Annotated in this window: 18 protein-coding genes and 1 pseudogene; 12 read left to right on the forward strand and 7 right to left on the reverse strand. The window is 48.7% G+C overall.

Annotated elements, in window-relative coordinates; all coding sequences use genetic code 11:
- Window positions 1–54 precede the first annotated feature (54 nt).
- Entirely contained in the window at window positions 55–1,629 is a 1,575-nt protein-coding gene (locus L855_RS18500) for a CapA family protein (protein ID WP_219729949.1), read from the forward strand.
- A gap of 44 nt (window positions 1,630–1,673) precedes the next feature.
- Window positions 1,674–2,429, forward strand: coding sequence for a DUF6816 family protein (locus tag L855_RS18505; protein WP_246199091.1), 756 nt, complete (start codon window positions 1,674–1,676; stop codon window positions 2,427–2,429).
- Window positions 2,430–2,551: 122 nt separating this feature from the next.
- On the opposite strand, the gene L855_RS18510 is transcribed toward L855_RS18505, so the two are convergent.
- A complete protein-coding gene (locus L855_RS18510; RefSeq protein WP_159790445.1) occupies window positions 2,552–3,286 on the reverse strand; it encodes a Uma2 family endonuclease in 735 nt (244 codons plus the stop codon).
- A gap of 246 nt (window positions 3,287–3,532) precedes the next feature.
- Here L855_RS18510 and L855_RS18515 point away from each other — a divergent pair, with 246 nt between their 5' ends.
- From L855_RS18515 to L855_RS18535, 5 genes and pseudogenes are all read left to right on the forward strand, one after another.
- A complete protein-coding gene (locus L855_RS18515; protein WP_159790446.1) occupies window positions 3,533–5,701 on the forward strand; it encodes a dynamin family protein in 2,169 nt (722 codons plus the stop codon).
- Between the two features lie 42 nt (window positions 5,702–5,743).
- Complete coding sequence (locus L855_RS18520) at window positions 5,744–6,748, forward strand: TRAFAC clade GTPase domain-containing protein (RefSeq protein WP_159790447.1); 1,005 nt, start codon at window positions 5,744–5,746, stop codon at window positions 6,746–6,748.
- Window positions 6,749–6,761: 13 nt separating this feature from the next.
- Window positions 6,762–7,523, forward strand: coding sequence for a hypothetical protein (locus tag L855_RS18525; RefSeq protein WP_159790448.1), 762 nt, complete (start codon window positions 6,762–6,764; stop codon window positions 7,521–7,523).
- A gap of 35 nt (window positions 7,524–7,558) precedes the next feature.
- Window positions 7,559–7,810: a hypothetical protein gene (locus tag L855_RS18530; protein ID WP_219729950.1), complete on the forward strand. Its 252-nt coding sequence runs from the start codon at window positions 7,559–7,561 to the stop codon at window positions 7,808–7,810.
- A 132-nt stretch (window positions 7,811–7,942) separates the two neighbouring features.
- Window positions 7,943–9,014: pseudogene (locus L855_RS18535) on the forward strand (IS630 family transposase).
- A 113-nt stretch (window positions 9,015–9,127) separates the two neighbouring features.
- On the opposite strand, the gene L855_RS18540 reads toward L855_RS18535, so the two are convergent.
- The 4 genes from L855_RS18540 to L855_RS18555 form a co-directional block, all read right to left on the reverse strand.
- A complete protein-coding gene (locus L855_RS18540) occupies window positions 9,128–9,340 on the reverse strand; it encodes a hypothetical protein (protein WP_159790450.1) in 213 nt (70 codons plus the stop codon).
- 113 nt (window positions 9,341–9,453) lie between these two features.
- On the reverse strand, window positions 9,454–9,888 hold the full coding sequence (locus tag L855_RS18545; protein ID WP_159790451.1) for a hypothetical protein: 435 nt from the start codon (window positions 9,886–9,888) through the stop codon (window positions 9,454–9,456).
- Window positions 9,889–9,907: 19 nt separating this feature from the next.
- A complete protein-coding gene (locus tag L855_RS18550; protein ID WP_159790452.1) occupies window positions 9,908–11,404 on the reverse strand; it encodes a UDP-N-acetylmuramoyl-L-alanyl-D-glutamate--2,6-diaminopimelate ligase in 1,497 nt (498 codons plus the stop codon).
- Window positions 11,405–11,516: 112 nt separating this feature from the next.
- Complete coding sequence (locus tag L855_RS18555) at window positions 11,517–11,780, reverse strand: glutaredoxin family protein (RefSeq protein WP_159790453.1); 264 nt, start codon at window positions 11,778–11,780, stop codon at window positions 11,517–11,519.
- A 75-nt stretch (window positions 11,781–11,855) separates the two neighbouring features.
- Between L855_RS18555 and L855_RS18560 the strand changes: the two genes are divergently transcribed.
- A complete protein-coding gene (locus L855_RS18560) occupies window positions 11,856–12,428 on the forward strand; it encodes a Uma2 family endonuclease (RefSeq protein ID WP_159790454.1) in 573 nt (190 codons plus the stop codon).
- Here L855_RS18560 and L855_RS18565 read toward each other — a convergent pair.
- Window positions 12,425–12,853 (reverse strand): hypothetical protein, encoded by a 429-nt coding sequence (locus L855_RS18565; protein WP_159790455.1) that lies wholly within the window; start codon window positions 12,851–12,853, stop codon window positions 12,425–12,427. The genes L855_RS18560 and L855_RS18565 overlap by 4 nt on opposite strands.
- A 132-nt stretch (window positions 12,854–12,985) precedes the next feature.
- Between L855_RS18565 and uvrB the strand changes: the two genes are divergently transcribed.
- Entirely contained in the window at window positions 12,986–14,995 is a 2,010-nt protein-coding gene (gene uvrB / locus L855_RS18570) for an excinuclease ABC subunit UvrB (protein ID WP_159790456.1), read from the forward strand.
- Window positions 14,996–15,068: 73 nt separating this feature from the next.
- On the opposite strand, the gene L855_RS18575 is transcribed toward uvrB, so the two are convergent.
- A complete protein-coding gene (locus L855_RS18575) occupies window positions 15,069–15,695 on the reverse strand; it encodes a class II aldolase/adducin family protein (RefSeq protein WP_246199104.1) in 627 nt (208 codons plus the stop codon).
- 83 nt (window positions 15,696–15,778) lie between these two features.
- Between L855_RS18575 and rpmI the strand changes: the two genes are divergently transcribed.
- Genes rpmI through L855_RS18590 form a run of 3 tightly spaced genes read left to right on the forward strand, consistent with a single transcriptional unit; the run spans window position 15,779 to window position 17,247 of the window.
- Window positions 15,779–15,979, forward strand: a complete 201-nt coding sequence (gene rpmI, locus L855_RS18580; RefSeq protein WP_068789319.1) for a 50S ribosomal protein L35 — start codon at window positions 15,779–15,781, stop codon at window positions 15,977–15,979.
- A 21-nt stretch (window positions 15,980–16,000) separates the two neighbouring features.
- Window positions 16,001–16,351: a 50S ribosomal protein L20 gene (rplT, locus tag L855_RS18585; protein ID WP_087710854.1), complete on the forward strand. Its 351-nt coding sequence runs from the start codon at window positions 16,001–16,003 to the stop codon at window positions 16,349–16,351.
- Window positions 16,352–16,374: 23 nt separating this feature from the next.
- Window positions 16,375–17,247 carry a transporter substrate-binding domain-containing protein gene (locus tag L855_RS18590; protein WP_246199107.1) on the forward strand — a complete coding sequence of 291 codons (873 nt, stop codon included), beginning with the start codon at window positions 16,375–16,377 and terminating at the stop codon, window positions 17,245–17,247.
- Window positions 17,248–17,288 lie beyond the last annotated feature (41 nt).

A 17,288-nucleotide genomic window follows, 5' to 3' on the forward strand; every position in this document is an offset into this window, starting at 1 on the left:
GCGATCGCATCTGTGATACAAAATAGCAAGCGACTATACGACCTGGTTTAATCCGTGGAACGCCAACCAGACCCCTACAATTCCCAAATGAGCAACCTTGAAGCTCTAATTCAAGCCATTCGCTGGTCTTTACGGTCGGATGCCATCGTTGTCCGAATGCAGGAACAACAGCCGTGGTTACAGGTTTTATTTGAAGCGCCTTTTATTCCCGACCGAACCGTCTGTATTCCCCTGGCTCGACGAGAATTACAAGACTATACCAGTCCAGGGGTACGGGCGATCGTCATCTATGGACGACGACTGGGAGACCAAGAGGCACAATGGACTTATAAATATCCCCTGAAAGAGTTTTCCCCCACGGTGGCCCCGCCTCAGTCGTCAGCCGCTCCATCTCGTCCCTCCCCTCAAGCGCCTAAAAGAGCCTCAAATCGTTTACTGATAAGGGTTTCGGCATTGAGTCTTTTAGGGTTTAGTCTCGGGGGAGTTTTGGGACTGCTGGATCACCCCCAGCTACAGAGGTTGACGAGTCAACTGAGTCAAACCTTGGTGGCCAGTTTTTCCCAAAACCAAGAGTATCTCGCCACCTCATCCACAAATCCCCCGGCGGCTGAAACCAATCTCACGGAGATTCTGCCACAAACTCCTGAGATTCCCACCCCAAATTTACCGAGTTCTATTACGATTAAAGCGGTGGGGGATATTATTCCGGGGACTAATTATCCTAATCATCGCCTCCCCGCTGACCCAGGAGTGTTTTTTGCTCAGGTGCAGCAAGACCTCCAAGGGGCCGATATTTTATTTGGCAACTATGAAAGCACCTTAACCGACCATCCCCATAGTATTAAAGATACCAGTCGTGGCACCCAATTTGCCTTTCGCTCTCCTCCGAGTTACGCCGACTTATTTCGGGAGGTGGGATTCACGATTCTCAGTATTGCCAATAATCATTCCATGGATTTTGGGGAAGTTGGCTTTCGGGATACCATTCGCCGTTTGAATGCCGCAGATGTGGCGACGACGGGGGAAAAAGAGAAGATTACTTATCTTGAGGTTGAGGGAGTTAAGGTAGCCTTTATTGGCTTTAGTACCTATGATTTTCATAATTCTATCAATGATTATGAGGGGGCGAAGCAACTGATTCGTGAGGCTAACAAAAACGCCGGAATTGTCGTGTTATCGATTCATGCGGGGGCGGAAGGCGTAGGGGCGATGCGGGTGGGCGATCGCCAAGAATACTTCCTAGGGGAAGATCGCGGTAATATCGTCCGTTTTTCCCGAGAGGCGATCGAGGCGGGAGCGGATTTAATTTTAGGCCATGGTCCTCATGTTGCCCGAGCCATTAACCTCCATAATAATCGCTTGATTGCCTACTCTTTAGCGGACTTTCTCGGTTATCAAACCCTATCAACTCAGGGAGCCTTAGCCTATTCCTTAATTTTAGAAGTTGAATTAGACTTAGATGGGGAGTTTGTTTCAGGGCGAATTATTCCAATGCACTTAGGAAATGATGGGATTCCTCGTCCAGACCCTCAGTTTCGCAGTGTTGACTTGATTCGCAATTTAACTGCACAAGATTTTCCTGATGCGCCTTTAGTTATTGATGAGAAGGGACAAATTACTGTAAAATAAGGCTGAGCTAATTCATCCCTCCTTACTGGTAAGCGTTAAGTATTGTGCTAGCTATTCTAACTCGATTGATTGTCCAAGGATTCTGTTGTTTCGTTGTCTTCGGTCTGTTGGCCATGCCAAGTGCCCTGGCAGATTCCTTGAGCGATCGGGTTGAGCGATTTCCCTATTGGCAACGGAAACCGACTGTGACGGTGGTGAACCGAGAGGATCTCCTCTATCCAGACTGGATGGCGGGAACTTGGGATGTAACGAGTACCCTATTACAGATGGAAGCCCCTTTAGCACCCGATTTAAAGAGTCCGGGATTTGAGGGAAATCGACGGTATCTCAATCAACCCTTAAGCTTCCAAGTTCGCTTTCAACGGAATCGCAAGGCGGGGGGAGTTGTGGGCGATCGCACTTTCAACAGTGCCAACATTAGTCAAGCCTATTTTGGGGACACGAGCGAGATTAAGATTCGTCCCGATGCCGATAATCCCAACCGCCAAGTTATTGATATGGCTGGGGGGCAAGAGTTAGTGTCGGTGGTGCGCGGACGTAGTCGTGAGCAGCCTGAGGGCGATCGCTTTTTGTCCACAGAAATCATTTATCAAGTCTTCCGAACACCTGGACAAATCTATTTTAACGAAGTCGAAACCACAACCGATTATCGACAAGAGGATTCCGATCATCTCGATGCTGAACAACTCACAGCCATTTATTTATCCCCCAAAGACCCCGCCTATTTCCGGGCCAACGGCAGTCCAGTCGCCCTCTATCGCTATCACTTAGAACTAACACGAGCCGAATCTGGGAAATAATAGAAACCCCCCCATTCTCCCCTCCTGGGAGGGGTCAGGGGTGGGTTCTTTCTCCTTCTTTTCGACCTGTTCTCGGGCAACCACAAGGGATTGCCCCTACGTGGTTCCCCCTCTCCCCTACATTAAAGCGTATCCGGGTCAACCCCAAGTTCTCGCAATTTGGCAATAAGTTTAGCATTTTTTTGCTGTTCCATTTCCGCCCGTTGCCGTTCCGTTTCCGCCCGTTGAAACTCCGATTGTGCCGCTTCTTCAGGCGTAGGAATTAGGGTTTCTTCCGCACTAAAGAAACGCAAACGCTCCTCATGAATCCCCAGATAGAGTTCCAACTGTTGGCTCCATAACCATCCTTTGTTATTCGCCTCTAAAGGATGATAGGTCCCATCGACTAAATGGAACCCCTGAAACTCTAAGCTATGGGGGTCAAACCAGAAATAATCGGGGGTTCTAAAGGTATCTTGATAAATCTCTTTTTTGAGTTCCCGGTCAGTTTTTGCGGTACTGTCTGAAAGCAGTTCAATAATGAGATTGGGATATTTTCCCTCTTCTTCCCAAACCACCCAACTTTTGCGGGGTTGGTTCGGGGTTCCGCGCACCACAAAGAAATCAGGTCCCCGGAAATACTCCGATTTCAGTTGGCGGGGACTATAGTAAATGGTTAAGTTACCGGCACAGAAGTAGTCCTGACGGTCTTGCCAAAGCCAGTTAAGACAGGAGATTAGCAACAGAATTTGCTGGAGATGTAGGGAACTTTCCAAGGGAGGTTCGTCACTAGGGATGTCACTAGGGGGAAAGATAATCTCATCCGTTGCGATGGTTTCTGGGAGCGTCTGCGCAGGATTAGAGAGGGAAGCAGACATCACGATTTTGGGTTGAGGATGGACTGGTCTCAGTCTAGCACGGGTTTTTGGGGATTTGCTAGGTTTAGATACTAGGTGTTATCTGGTGATTCTCTTAGCAGTCTTCATCAAAAATTTAGTTAGACCTCATGATTATATAAACAAATGTAACATCGTAGAGAGGGCGATCGCCGTGCCGGGCCATTTTCCTTTTTCTATGATATGATGCCCGAGACGGATGGCAAAACCCTGTAGATACGTTGCAATATGACTAAGGCACAGGACATCAGCGGCATTATCGCGCAACGGCAGCCTCTCGCGGAGAAGTTGGGAGAGATTGAGACGCGCCTCAACAGCTTATGTCAATCGCTGGGCCGCTTGGAACAGGAACGTCAGCGACAACTTAAACAGTGGTCTGGAGACTCAGAGACAACGTCCAAATTACAGAATTTAAAGTTAACAGAATTTGAGCAGCGAGTTAGGGACGAGTTAACGACTCTACATCGACTTAAGGGGAGATTTTCCCGTAATACCCTGAATATCGGCGTGATTGGCTCGATGGGCCAGGGCAAAAGTACCCTATTACAAAGTTTAACAGGACTAACGAACCAGGTCATCCCAGCTTTTCCGGGTAAAGCCTGCACCGCTGCACGGAGTAAGATTTCTCATCAAGACGGACAAATCACCGAAGCCAGAATTGAGTTTCATAGCCGTGACTCGTTTTTGAATGAGGTCATTCTTCCCTATTATGACAAGCTGGAGTTAGAGCCAAAGCCGAGTTCATTTAAGGCGTTTGAGGAGAGTCCCCTCCCGGATTTACCCTCGCAGGATAATACGACTAAAGAGAATATTTATAATCGCTTGAAGAATGATTACCGTCGCCATACTGACCAATATCGCGAGTATTTAGGACGTGACTGGTTACGGTTGCAGGATGAGTCGCAAATTTCGAGCTATGTGGCTCAGACTTATGAAGATAATCAGCTTGTCAACTATCAATGTTTGGCGGTGAAATCTGTTGAGATTTCCTGTTCGTTTCCGGTTCAAGAAATTGGTGCGATCGCCCTCATTGATGTTCCCGGTTTAGGGGACTTTCGGTTAGGGGATGAAAGTCTGGTGATTGAGGCGTTAGGTCAAGAAGTTGATTTTATCCTCTTTATTTATAAACCCTCGAAAGACCGGGCTAATTTCGAGCAACGAGATACAAAACTTTATAATCTGGCCAGCCAAGCCCTAAACAATCTATCCCGCCGTTCTATTTTTGTCTTGAATGCGGATAGCAATGGTCAGAATCAAGACAGTTGTCGTTCTCTGAAGCAAGATTTAGACAGCAACACGGTCAGGATGCCGGTTTTAGAGTCCGTCATTGCCGATTGTTCCTCGCCAGAAGAAGCTAATACTCAGGTGCTTGGGACGGTTCTCAATCACTTACGAACCAATGTGACGGAACTCGATAAAGCCTACGCTCAAGAGAAGATTACAAGTCTAGAAAGTAGTCTCCAGGCCCTTCAAAGTGATTTGGAGGCAGCTCAATCGATTCTCCCGGAAATTGATGGTGATGAAATCTCCGAGAAGTATGACGAGAAATTTGAAAAATTTTGGACAACGATTACCAATGGACTTGAGAAGCTAAACCAAGACTTAATCAAACATCGTGATACTCCCGATGAAAATCTGAAGAACAAAATTCAGCAAGTCATCGCAAGCTGTTATGAAGATGTTAAATTTCCGAGCCTTGATGAGATTGAGAAACTCCGAAATGAAAAAGGAGCTTATGCCGATACTTATACGGCATACCTCCAAGATTTAAGAACCAGCCTATCCTTAAAGTTTCTGGAAATTGATAAGGGTTTAAAAAAGACAATTGAAGGAGCCAAGGAGAATGTCGCAAACGTTTTGATTAGTCAGTGTGAAATCGGCGGTTTAACTGATGCTCGTGGTTCCGCGTTCATTGCTAATCTGGCTCAAGAGATGCCAGACGACTATGTGGAACTCAAAACAGGCTTTCAAATTCTTGCAGAATTTACACTTTCTTATCGAGGCTTGATTCAGCATCATATTCGCCTGCAACTCGATAAACTCGCCCCCGATGAAGCTTACCCGTTGAAAGAAGGGCCTGGAGCCCAAGACATTTTAGACAACTTGGAAGAGTCATATAAAGAAACCGTTTATAACTGTGAACAGTCTTTGAAAGACTTTTTTGTAAAGCCAAGTCAAGCATCTTTTGCAATCGTAGAGGAGTTTTCTGACCGAGTTTTACGAGCTAAGACTGCCAAACGTGACTGGAGAAAGTTTTTAAGAAAAAAACGGCATACAATCTGGTCAGATTTTGCTAAGCTGCAAGAGCAAGCTCAATCTATACAAGGTTGGGTTAAGCAGCTTCATGGGATTAATACTGAAGTGGAAGAGTTAGAGAGGGCATTTCAAGAGCTGTGATTATCCTAGCTAATTCTCAGATTTTTATTTAGAGGGACTGACATGATATCTTTTCTGAAGAATTTTTTACCAGACGATTTTGATAAACCTCAACAGCTTCCAATTTTGAAGGTTACCATGTTAGGACCTTCAGGGGTTGGAAAAACAAGTCTGTTGGCAGCAATGTATGACCAATTTGACGAAATTAGTCAGGACTTGCAACTTCGGGCTGATGAAGACACAGCCCCCATTTTAGATAAGCGTCTTCAAGAGCTTAAAAATATGGTGGGAACAAGCATTAAACCAGGAGAGGGGATTCGGGGAACTGCTGGCGATGAACCCATGTGTTATAGCTTTGAGTTTGGCGAGACGGGTGTAAATCCTGAACTTGAGATTCAGTTTCAAGACTATCCAGGTGGATGGCTTGAGAAAACCAATCAAATCGAGAAGGTTAGGACGTTGATTGGAGAATCAGCTGCAATTCTGATCCCCATTGATGCTGCAATTTTGATGGAGAACAATGGAGAGTATCATGAGAAGTTTAATCAGCCGAATAAAATCAATGACTTGCTTAAGAAAGTCTATAGAAATTTAGACTCCCCGCGTCTGGTCATTCTGGTTCCGGTCAAGTGTGAGAAGTATATGCAGGATAACCCTAAGCAGCTCTTTGATAGAGTTAAAGAGGGTTACAAGAAAGTGTTGAACCAGTTGGCTGGAGCAAAGTTAGCACCTAAGGTTGCTGTTATTATCACGCCAGTTCAAACCGTGGGTAACATTGTTTTTTCTAGGATTGAAAAAACGAGCGACGATCAGGTGATATTTCGCTATAGAAAGCGTGGTCCGAATGACCCCTACCAACCCCGAAATACTGAAATTCCTTTACGATTTTTATTGCGATTTTTACTAAAGTTACATTTAGACAAAAAGCGAAGCTCGTGGCTCGATTTTATTCTGGACTTTTTGGGTCAAAATGACTCACTCCGGAATGCAGTTATTCGTTTTTCCGAGGAGAGAATGGATGACGTTGAGATTGTGCAGGGTCACCACCTATTAAAATTAACTGACTAAGGAGATTAAGATAATGAAAATTTATGTCAAAAGCCGTGGAGTTTCCCAAGATTATTGTTGGTTGGATGCAGAGAAAGGAATTGAGATTGATAAACCCCCAGAACTTCCTAAGTTTAAAGTAGATATCGATGACTTTTCTCTAATTCTGCAACGTCAGGGAAATCAACTGGCTTTGTTGGTGACTGGCTTGATATCCTCGAAACGGGTGGATTACCAAAATCGTAAGATTAGAAATTCTGTTTTGTGGGTTGCAGATGATGAATCTTGTATGAGAGGTCTCGTGATTCAGGCTTTGGGGAAAGAGGGAGAACCGCTGGGGGGTCAGTTGGCGGCTCAACTCGATGAAATGATTTCTTCAATAACGACAGAACCCGGCTTTCAGGTAGATTTTCCTAAAATAATGGAAACTCTGGCGAAACAGACGATTTCTAGACTAAAAACTGAGCCATCAACGTCAGAAGGTAAAATTGGAAATTTATCCACATTGAAGGATAAGTTACGAGATGAATTGATGGAGTCTTCTTTCCCAAAAGGCGACGGCTTGTTTTTGGTAGTTGTCTCTCCAACTCTGTCTCAGAATAATCTGGAACAGGAGAATATCTGGAGAGGTTTGTCAGACCAAATTGACCCGGATGATGAATGGATAGAAATAGAAAAAAAAAATACCAGCCTCAACAGAAAAAGAAACAACGAGCCTCCCAATCTCCAACAAATGTACCAGCATCTAGCCGAAATCAGCAGGCTTCTGGAGGAGCTAAAAACAGCCCAGGAGTAGTACAGAACAGAACAGTCCTTACCTGGTTGGGTTGGGTGGTTTTTTTGGTTTTTGCGGTCACTCTCTTAATCGTTTATCAATATAAGAAAACGCCAGAACACAGTCAGCCTACAGACAAAAAAGAAACTTTTTTCGATGAACAAGAAACACGAAACAATGAAAATAGTAGGTATCAAAATTATCGAATTATAGAAAGTACAAAAAAATTCCACCAATTTATTAAAGATAATAATTTTGAACCTTCCCCTAGTATTAGTGAGGAGCAAGAAGAGCTTGGTTCGGTATAAGGTGATTCTGGAGATATGGTGTATTTGTTTGCAGAGGACACCCTATTGTAGGGGCATAATATCAAGTCCGGCTAATCGCCTATGGTATATAATCAGTGTGGTGGCAGACTAAGGATAAAAGGATAAACGAGCATGGGACGGCGACTTAACCTAGAAGCTCATTTGAGCACCGAAGAACTAGAAAAGCGTTACCGAGGCGCTAAAAGTGGGATTGAGCGGGGGCATTATCAGCTAATCTGGCTGCTGCAACTGGGTAAGACGACGGCTGAGGTCTCAGAGGTGACCGGCTATAGCCGAAATTGGATTTATGAAGTAGTCAGGAGCTATAACCATCAGGGGCCAGAGTCCCTGGGAGACCAGCGGCGACACAATCAGGGCCATGGTCACCTGATTCTCGACGATGAGACTCAAGCCTTATTGTGCCAAGCTCTGCAGCAAGACCCTCCCGAGGGTGGATTCTGGAATGGACGCAAGGTGGCCGACTGGCTTAGCGAGCGCTTAGACCGTCCGGTTCACCGCCAACGGGGCTGGGAGATTCTCAAGCAGATGGAGTTCTCCCTGAAAGTCCCTCGTCAAGAGCATCAACAGTCCGCCACTGAAGAGGAGCAGCGGCAGTGGGAAAAAAAAGCTGCACCAGCAACTCGCGGCAATCCGACGCGACCATCCCGATGCCGACGTTCAGCTATGGGCCATGGACGAACATCGCCTAGGGCTTCATCCCATCAGGCGTCGCCGCTGGGTCAATAAATGGCATGAGTCGCCCAAAGCTCAGGTTCGCATTCGCTATGAGTGGTTTTGGCTCTATGGGTTTGTCCATCCCCACAGCGGTGAGACCTATTGGTGGCTGCTGCCTCGGGTCAATATCGAGCTGTTTAATCGAGCCTTAGCTGATTTTGCCCAGCACTTTGACATTGGACCCGAACGACAAGTCGTGCTGGTTTTAGACCAAGCCGGGTGGCATATCTCAAAAGAGGTGGTCTTACCCGAAGGCTTACACCTAGCCTTTCTGCCCTCTTACTCCCCCGAGATGCAACCGGCAGAACGACTCTGGCCAGTTGTCAACGAAGCCGTAGCCAACCGAGTGTTTGAGACCTTAGAGGACTTACTCGACCAGGTAGAGCGACGCTGTGTCCAACTGCTAAACCAGCGCGATTTCATCTCGGGGTTGACCCAGTTTCACTGGTGGGAGGCATACCAATGCTAAGTATGGCTAATTAACCGGACTTGATATAACCCACCCCTGCCCCTCCCAGGAGGGGATTTTTCGCCCTTACCGCAAATGTTTGTAATTTGCTATGAATTTTTCTTCAAACATTCCTAATCGTCTTCATCAACAATGGGACTGACAATTTCCCCGACAATTTCAACCTCTCCCGCTTCAGGTACAGGGAAACGACGCTTTGGCTTTTCAGGACTGGTGTGACTTTTTGGCAAAATGGTGACGATGACTCGGGAATGCGTCACGTCAGGCTGGTCATTGAGCCACGTTAGTTGACCATTTTTGTAGATGGCTTCGTAGCTGTGTAACATAACTTTACCACATGACGAATTGGATTGAGTTCAACGACCGGGTTAGGTTTCACGTTGGTCTACTCAACCGACTCTTAATAATCATAGCTTAACTCTCTTGAAATTGGGGAGAATTACTCAGGAATCGCTCGAATTGAGGTGTCTTTAAAAGGAACAAAACAGCCTTGAGATTTACCAGTTAAAGTGGAGAAAGGAACGAATAACCAGGGCGAACCTTGATCATCATAGAAAAAGGCCTCTCCCTCATGGGGTTGACTGCGGAATCGTTGTCCCCAGGTGAGACGACGTTCGATCGCCCACTCCTCAAACTTCAACGAATCCCGTACCTCCTCCATCGATAAATCCGAGTTCCAGCGACAAGGAACCCCCACTGGATGAGTATCAATCACTCGCCACTCAGTAGGGGCGAAAGATTTTTCGCCCCTACTGGCGGACGGTGTCATCAATGGAAGTCGATCATTGGAAATTCCTAATAGTAGCCAAAGCAATAAGCCCGAATAGAGGAGGTGTGTGATACCGCCAATCATCCAGGATGCGAGAACGGTCAAAGAATTAACGATCATCAAACTATAAATTTTTCAGACGGGCCGTTAGCCCCTCTCGTGCTTGTTCTCGGTCATCGAAATGGACTTTTTCTGTCCCTAAAATCTGATAATCTTCATGGCCTTTTCCAGCAATTAACACCCCATCGCCAGGTTTGGCCTCTAAAATTGCTCGGCGGATGGCTTCGGCGCGATCGGGAATCACCCAGGGCTTCGTGACTCCAGGAATCCCCTCTAAAATATCCTTAATAATGCGATCGGGGTTCTCTGTACGGGGATTATCTGAGGTGACGATCGCCACATCCGCCAATCGGGCCGCAATCCCTCCCATTAAGGGCCGTTTCGTGCGATCGCGATCGCCCCCACAGCCAAACACACAAAGCATTCGCCCCGGAATAAACGGCCGGGCCGCCTCCAACAAATTCTCCAAACTATCCGGCGTATGGGCGTAATCCACAATCACACTCACATCCTGTTGCGGCGACACTTGCACCCGTTCCATTCGCCCCGGAACCCCCGGGAAGCGGGGTAATGCCGCCACCACATCTTCCAAGGCGACACCCAGATGAAGAACAACCCCCACTGCGGCCAACATATTCTCTAAATTATACTGACCCACCAAGGGCAGAGAAAACGCCGCCGACCCTTGAGGCGACTGAATCGTTCCCGAGACGCCTGTTGGCGTATACGTAAGATTCTCCGTATACAAATCCGCCGACGTATCCTCACAGGCATAGGTCCAAACGCGATCGCCCGGAATCTGATCTGCTAACAATTGTCCATAGGCATCACTAACATTCACCACCGCACGACCTTTCAAATACTGGGGCGAAAACAACAAGGCCTTGGCCGCAAAATAATCATCCATCGTCTCGTGATAATCGAGATGGTCTTGGGTCAAATTCGTAAACGCCGCCACCTCAAACTCGCAACCCAACACCCGCGACTGGGCCAAGGCATGAGAACTGACCTCCATCACCCCCACTTCAGCCCCCGCATTTCGGGCTTGAGCGAGTTTGTCTTGCAAATGGACTGAAAACGGGGTTGTATGGCTTGCCACTTGCTCAAAGCCCTTCCAGCGGGCGTAAAGCGTACCAAACAAGGCCGTCGATTTGCCCCCTTCCCGTAACAAAAACTCGATTAAATGAGTCGTAGTAGTTTTACCATTAGTTCCCGTCACCCCCACCAGGGGTAAGTGGTGTCCCGGATAGCCGTAAAAACAGCTAGAGACATAGCCGCAAGCCGTTGTGACATCCGGAACCGCAATCACACATTCCCCCGACTGGGACGGATATCGCTGCAACGCCGCTTCCGAAACAATCGCGGCTACGGCCCCGGCTTCCATGGCCCCGGGCCAAAATTCACCGCCATCCACCCGCGTTCCCGGCATTCCAATAAATAAATCACCCTCCTGACAAGCATGGGAATTGGTACTCAGTCCCTTAATTTCCATCTCTAAGGCGGGATGTTCAGGGAGGCTGTTTAGATTGGGAATTACAGCAAGCAGTTCACGGAGTTTCATAATTTAGGCAACAGGGAACAGGCAACAGGGAACAGGGAACAGGGAAAACCCACCCCTAACCCCTCCCAGGAGGGGAGACGTTAGGAACAAGACCCATTACTTGGCGATTGTTTTAGCTGGAGGCAGAAGCATACTTCTGTAACATCTGCTGCAATTGTGCCACATTCGACCGTGGGGAGGGGCGGGGGATGGGGTGTTCTCCCCCAGACGCATCTACCGCGAACAAGACGGGAACCTCGTATTGATAGCGTTGGAACCACTCTTCATTTTCGGTGATATCCCGGATTTCTAGGGAGACGAACTCAATTTGTTCGAGTTTTTCCTGTAACCCTTCGCAGAGATGACAGTCGGGTTTGCTGAAGAGAATCAGTTGCATAGTTCAGTGGCGGCTGGCTGGCCTGGGGTTTACGATAGAGGCTAGATGGTTTCGAGGAGGGCAATTTGCCCCGCGATGAACAGCTTAACTCTAAATACGGACGCACTCCATCTCGACGATGAGCGGTTTTTCCAACTCTGTCAGGATAACCGTGACGTACAGTTTGAACGCAATGCCAACGGAACTTTGATTATTATGCCCCCCACTGGCGGTGACACGGGACGTCGTAATTTTGAACTCTGTCTAGAATTGGGATTGTGGAACCGTCAGACACAATTGGGAATCGCTTTTGACTCGTCGACGGGGTTCAAACTTGCCAATGGGGCCAACCGTTCGCCGGACGCAGCTTGGATTCCCCAGGAAAGCTGGCAGGGGTTGACGGCGGAGGAGAAACAGGGATTTTTGCCCCTTTGTCCCGATTTTGTGGTGGAATTGCGATCGCGAACTGACTCTTTAACCCGCCTAGAGGAGAAAATGCAAGAATATATCGAGAATGGGACTCGTTTGGCCTGGTTGATTGACCCAAGTTCTCAAACCGTCCAGATTTATCGCCCTCAGCAACCGGTGGAAGTGGTTAATTCTCCCTCACAACTGTCTGGGGAGGATGTTTTGCCGGGGTTTGTCTTGAACTGCGATCGCCTCTGTTAATCTCTAGTGGGTTCGCCCGAGTCCAACTCAGGCAATGGATGGGACCGGTTCACAAATCGTTGCCAACGGGCCTGACGGCGTTCGGGGACGATAAACCCCTCTTCCGAGTCCAAACGATAGCGGCGGGAGACTCGTCGGGCATCCCGACAGGAAATCGAGAACTCTCCCAAGGCGAAATTTCCCCCATCCACTGCATAGGTCCAGGTTAGCTGTTCCCGAAACTCCGCTTCCTCACACCAATCCTGAGTGCGATCGTACAGAATTGCCATGTGAAGGTCGTACAGTCGTAGGGTTTCTCCCTCAGCAACGGGTTCGGTCACATCCGTCTCGAACACCACAAAGTCTGCTACATTGCTCGGCTGCAAGGCATCGGGGGCGGCCTGCAAACTCAGCACCAACAGTCCCAGGACGCTGAATTCCATCATAATCTCCTTAATATCGCCAATCCAGCAAAACTAGGCACACAACCGCCAACTTTAGCCTGTGTTATCCTACTGTAAACGTTTCCTACTTTTTTGTCAAGCCAATTCTACAGATTTCTTTTAATAGTTGCTGTCATGACATCGTTTCAGTTTACATCTCCGTTTCAAGCTACGGGTGACCAACCTCAAGCCATTGCCAAACTTAGCCATAACTTACAAAAAAACAGTCGTTTCCAAACCTTACTGGGGGCAACGGGAACGGGAAAAACCTATACGATGGCGAGAGTGATTGAAAATTTAGGCAAACCCACCCTCGTCCTGGCCCATAATAAAACCCTTGCGGCGCAACTTTGCAATGAGTTGCGGGGATTCTTTCCCAACAATGCCGTTGAGTATTTTGTCAGTTATTACGATTACTATCAGCCAGAAGCCTATCTCCCCGTCACCGACACTTATATCGAGAAAACCGCCTCGATTAACGATGAAATTGATATGTTGCGCCATTCCGCCACACGCTCTTTATTTGAACAGCGGGATGTGATTGTGGTGGCGTCGATTAGTTGTATCTATGGATTGGGGATTCCCAGTGAATATCTCAACGCCTCGATTCTGTTTCAAGTTGGGCAAGAGATTGACCAGCGGCAACTGTTGCGGGATTTAGTCACGATTCAATATCAACGCAATGATTTAGAAATGGGACGGGGTAAGTTTCGGGTTAAAGGGGATGTCGTCGAAATTGGCCCAGCTTATGAAGACCGGCTAATTCGCATTGAGTTTTTTGGCGATGAAATTGATGCCATTCGCTATATTGATCCGGTGACAGGACAGGTTCTATATAGTGTCAATACGTTGCGAATTTACCCAGCACGACACTTTGTTACGCCGGGCGATCGCCTCGACATTGCCTGTGATGACATTGAATCAGAACTAGAAACGCAACTGGCGGCATTAGAAAAGGCTGGAAAACTCCTAGAAGCCCAACGATTAGCCCAACGCACCCGCTATGACTTAGATATGTTGCGAGAAGTGGGATATACCAATGGCGTAGAGAATTACTCGCGACATTTGGCGGGACGACACGCAGGAGAACCGCCGGAATGTTTAGTGGATTATTTCCCTGAGGATTGGTTGTTAGTCGTCGATGAGTCTCACGTGACGGTTCCGCAAATTCGGGGAATGTACAACGGCGACCAAGCCCGAAAACGGATTTTGATTGACCACGGCTTTCGTCTTCCGAGTGCGGCGGATAATCGTCCCTTGAAAGCCGATGAGTTTTGGCAGAAAGTTCGGCAATGTGTCTTTGTTTCGGCGACTCCCGGAGATTGGGAAATTGAACAGTCGGACGGACAAGTGGTTGAGCAAATTATTCGCCCCACGGGAGTGGTTGACCCGGAAATTTTTGTCCGACCGACGGAGGGACAGGTGGATGATTTGTTGGGAGAAATTCGCGATCGCATCTCCCGCAAGGAACGCACTCTGGTGACAACGCTCACCAAACGCATGGCAGAAGATTTAACGGAATACTTCCAAGAGCGGGGGGTTTTGGTGCGCTATCTCCATTCAGATATTAACTCCATTGAACGGATTGAGATTTTGCAATCCTTGCGTCAGGGAGAGTTTGATGTCTTGATTGGGGTAAATCTGTTGCGGGAAGGGTTAGATTTACCGGAGGTGTCCCTGGTGGCGATTTTAGATGCCGATAAAGAGGGGTTTTTGCGGGCCGAGCGATCGCTGATTCAAACCATCGGCCGCGCCGCCCGTCATGTTCGGGGACAAGCGATTCTCTATGCGGATAATCTCACCAAAAGCATGGAGAAAGCGATTTCTGAAACCCAGCGGCGGCGGGAGATTCAGTTAGCCTATAATGAAAAACATGGGATTACCCCAACCTCGATTGTTAAAAGCATTGATAACTCCATTCTCTCATTCTTAGAAATTTCCCGGCGGCTGAATCGGCAACAATTGGATACGGCGTATGAACAAGTCGATGAAATTCCCTTATCCCAGATTCCCGAATTGATTCAACAGCTTGAAGCCGAAATGCAAGAGGCCGCGAAGAATTTGGAGTTTGAGACGGCGGCGAGTTTGCGCGATCGCATCAAACACCTGCGAGATAAACTCGTTGGACGTCGGCCAGAACCCTAATTGTTTATCACTTTGACGGAAATCAATCGTTATATTGATGGAAAATTCGGGTTAAGCCGAACTCAGGTTAGGATTAGCCCTCAAACCACCGCAACAACACCGCCCCCGCCTGGTCCAAACTCTCCCCAAAACTCATCACCCCATCCTCATGACCCGCCATCGCCAAAATACGCGCCTCAGACAAGTTTTCCTGCTCAAATAAGCGAAACATCTCCTCCGCCATTTGCGGCGTGCCATAGGGAACCTCAGCCCCCGTTGTGGGAACCCGATGCAGGACCCGCCGCCAAAATTGACCCTGATGAACATGGAAAATCGCCCGAACTTGGGGACAGCGTTGATAAATCGCCCCATGAGTCAGCGATTCCGACGAAGCCTTCACCGGGCCACAACAGCGCAGACGATTGGCCCCCAGGTCAAACTCACACACCCGCGTGTACTGGTTCGCCTCCAGATGAGGAACATGGCCCGTTTGCGTTCCCGAAATGACAAACTCATCCCCATCTCCGAGGCGTTGACTGACATTTCCGAAGCCAATCCCATTCTCATAGGCCCCAATCAGTCCTAACCCATAAAGGCGATCGCGCCACGCCATCAAATCCCCCAAAACCGCCTCAGACAACGGTTCCCCCGCCTCCCAGACGGACTCATACTTAATCACACCCTCATCGAACATCCCCTTAACCTCCTGAGTGTCTATCATTCACCATTAACCCATTGCGGGCCTATTGCCTAGAGACCGGCGATCGCGATATGATGAGATGCTGTGTCAAAATTTCTGCAATTATGCCGAAACTCAAAACCCGCAAAGCCGCCGCCAAGCGGTTTAAACTCTCTGGCAGTGGTAAGAAAATTATGCGCCGTAAAGCGTTCAAAAACCACTTACTGCAACACAAAAGCAGCAAACGCAAACGCAACCTCAGCAACAAAGCTGTCGTAAACGAGCGTGACGCTGAAAACGTCCGCGAAATGCTGCCTTATTTGTAAACCCATCCCAGAATCTAACCCATGGCTCGAGTTAAACGGGGTAACGTCGCCCGCAAACGGCGTAAAAAAATCTTAAAGCTGGCCAAAGGCTTCCGGGGATCTCACTCCCGCAACTTCCGCACCGCTAACCAGCAGGTGATGAAAGCCCTGCGGAACGCCTATCGCGATCGCCGCCGTCGCAAACGCGATTTCCGTCGCCTCTGGATTACCCGCATCAACGCCGCCGCGCGCATCAACGGAACCACCTACTCTCGTCTCACCGGAGACCTGAAAAAAGCTGACATCCAACTCAATCGGAAAATGTTGGCCCAATTGGCCGTCCTTGATGCCGATGGCTTCGCCAAAGTCGTGGCCGCCGCCAAAAGCGCCTAGAGACCTCCTCAGAGACCTCTTCCATGATGCAACGTCCCCCGACGTTCCCCAACGGATATTATCGACGGCTAGCGCGTCTCGGTCTGAGTTTGAGTCTCCTGGTGGGACTCACCCTAGTCGAGGCGCGTCCGTTTGAGGGACTCTTCTTTGGGGGCTTGTCTGAGGTATTCTCCGGGAACTCCGCCCTCGCGGCCCCTCTGTCGGAGATTCGCCAGCGGGGTTATTTGATTGTGGGCGTGAAGGACAATCTGCGCCCCCTGGGGTTTCCAGATGACGCGGGAGGCTTACAGGGGTTTGAAATCGAGATCGCCCATCGTCTCGCCCAAACCCTCCTCGGGGATGCTGAGGCGATTCAGCTGCGGCCGGTCGCCAACCGCGATCGCCTCCCCTGGCTTCTAGCCGATGAAGTGGATCTGGTGATTGCCCAGGTTACCCATACCCCAGGGCGATCGCGCCTCGTGAATTTTAGTCCCCCCTATTACTTCGACGGAACCGCTGTCATTACCCGTCAGCCGGAGATTCGTCGTCTGGCTGACTTACGCCAGCGTCCAGTGGCGGTATTGTACCAATCCAGTGCGATCGCCGTCCTCCGCCATCAAATCCCCACGGTGGAGTTAGTGGGAGTTGAAAGTTATCAAGAGGCCTACCAAGAACTCGAAGCCGGAACCGTAGCGGCCTTTGCCGCCGATGCAACGGTTCTCGCCGGTTGGCAACAAACCCATCGAGACTATCACGTATTGGGCGATCGCCTCTCCTCGGTTCCCCTAGCGGTGATGATGCCCAAAGGCCTGGAGTATGACCCCTTACGGCAGGCCGTCAACGGGGCGATCGTCCGTTGGCAGCAAGAGGGTTGGCTAGACGACCGTGCCAGAGATTGGGGTTTATCGACCCCATAACCCCCTATAATATTCCTAAAGTCCCTGTAAATACGTGTTTT

It is taken from the genome of Sodalinema gerasimenkoae IPPAS B-353 (genome assembly GCF_009846485.1).
GTDB classification, from domain to species: domain Bacteria; phylum Cyanobacteriota; class Cyanobacteriia; order Cyanobacteriales; family Geitlerinemataceae; genus Sodalinema; species Sodalinema gerasimenkoae.

What these genes read in the sequence shown, in the direction of transcription:
- L855_RS18565 (WP_159790455.1), bottom strand. Translation starts at nt 12,853, where the DNA reads ATGATGGAATTCAGCGTCCTGGGACTGTTGGTGCTGAGTTTGCAGGCC.
- L855_RS18590 (WP_246199107.1), top strand. Translation starts at nt 16,375, where the DNA reads ATGATGCAACGTCCCCCGACGTTCCCCAACGGATATTATCGACGGCTA.
- L855_RS18555 (WP_159790453.1), bottom strand. Translation starts at nt 11,780, where the DNA reads ATGCAACTGATTCTCTTCAGCAAACCCGACTGTCATCTCTGCGAAGGG.
- L855_RS18525 (WP_159790448.1), top strand. Translation starts at nt 6,762, where the DNA reads ATGAAAATTTATGTCAAAAGCCGTGGAGTTTCCCAAGATTATTGTTGG.
- rplT (WP_087710854.1), top strand. Translation starts at nt 16,001, where the DNA reads ATGGCTCGAGTTAAACGGGGTAACGTCGCCCGCAAACGGCGTAAAAAA.
- L855_RS18540 (WP_159790450.1), bottom strand. Translation starts at nt 9,340, where the DNA reads ATGTTACACAGCTACGAAGCCATCTACAAAAATGGTCAACTAACGTGG.
- rpmI (WP_068789319.1), top strand. Translation starts at nt 15,779, where the DNA reads ATGCCGAAACTCAAAACCCGCAAAGCCGCCGCCAAGCGGTTTAAACTC.
- L855_RS18550 (WP_159790452.1), bottom strand. Translation starts at nt 11,404, where the DNA reads ATGAAACTCCGTGAACTGCTTGCTGTAATTCCCAATCTAAACAGCCTC.
- L855_RS18520 (WP_159790447.1), top strand. Translation starts at nt 5,744, where the DNA reads ATGATATCTTTTCTGAAGAATTTTTTACCAGACGATTTTGATAAACCT.
- L855_RS18515 (WP_159790446.1), top strand. Translation starts at nt 3,533, where the DNA reads ATGACTAAGGCACAGGACATCAGCGGCATTATCGCGCAACGGCAGCCT.
- L855_RS18575 (WP_246199104.1), bottom strand. Translation starts at nt 15,695, where the DNA reads ATGATAGACACTCAGGAGGTTAAGGGGATGTTCGATGAGGGTGTGATT.
- L855_RS18510 (WP_159790445.1), bottom strand. Translation starts at nt 3,286, where the DNA reads ATGTCTGCTTCCCTCTCTAATCCTGCGCAGACGCTCCCAGAAACCATC.
- L855_RS18560 (WP_159790454.1), top strand. Translation starts at nt 11,856, where the DNA reads ATGAACAGCTTAACTCTAAATACGGACGCACTCCATCTCGACGATGAG.
- uvrB (WP_159790456.1), top strand. Translation starts at nt 12,986, where the DNA reads ATGACATCGTTTCAGTTTACATCTCCGTTTCAAGCTACGGGTGACCAA.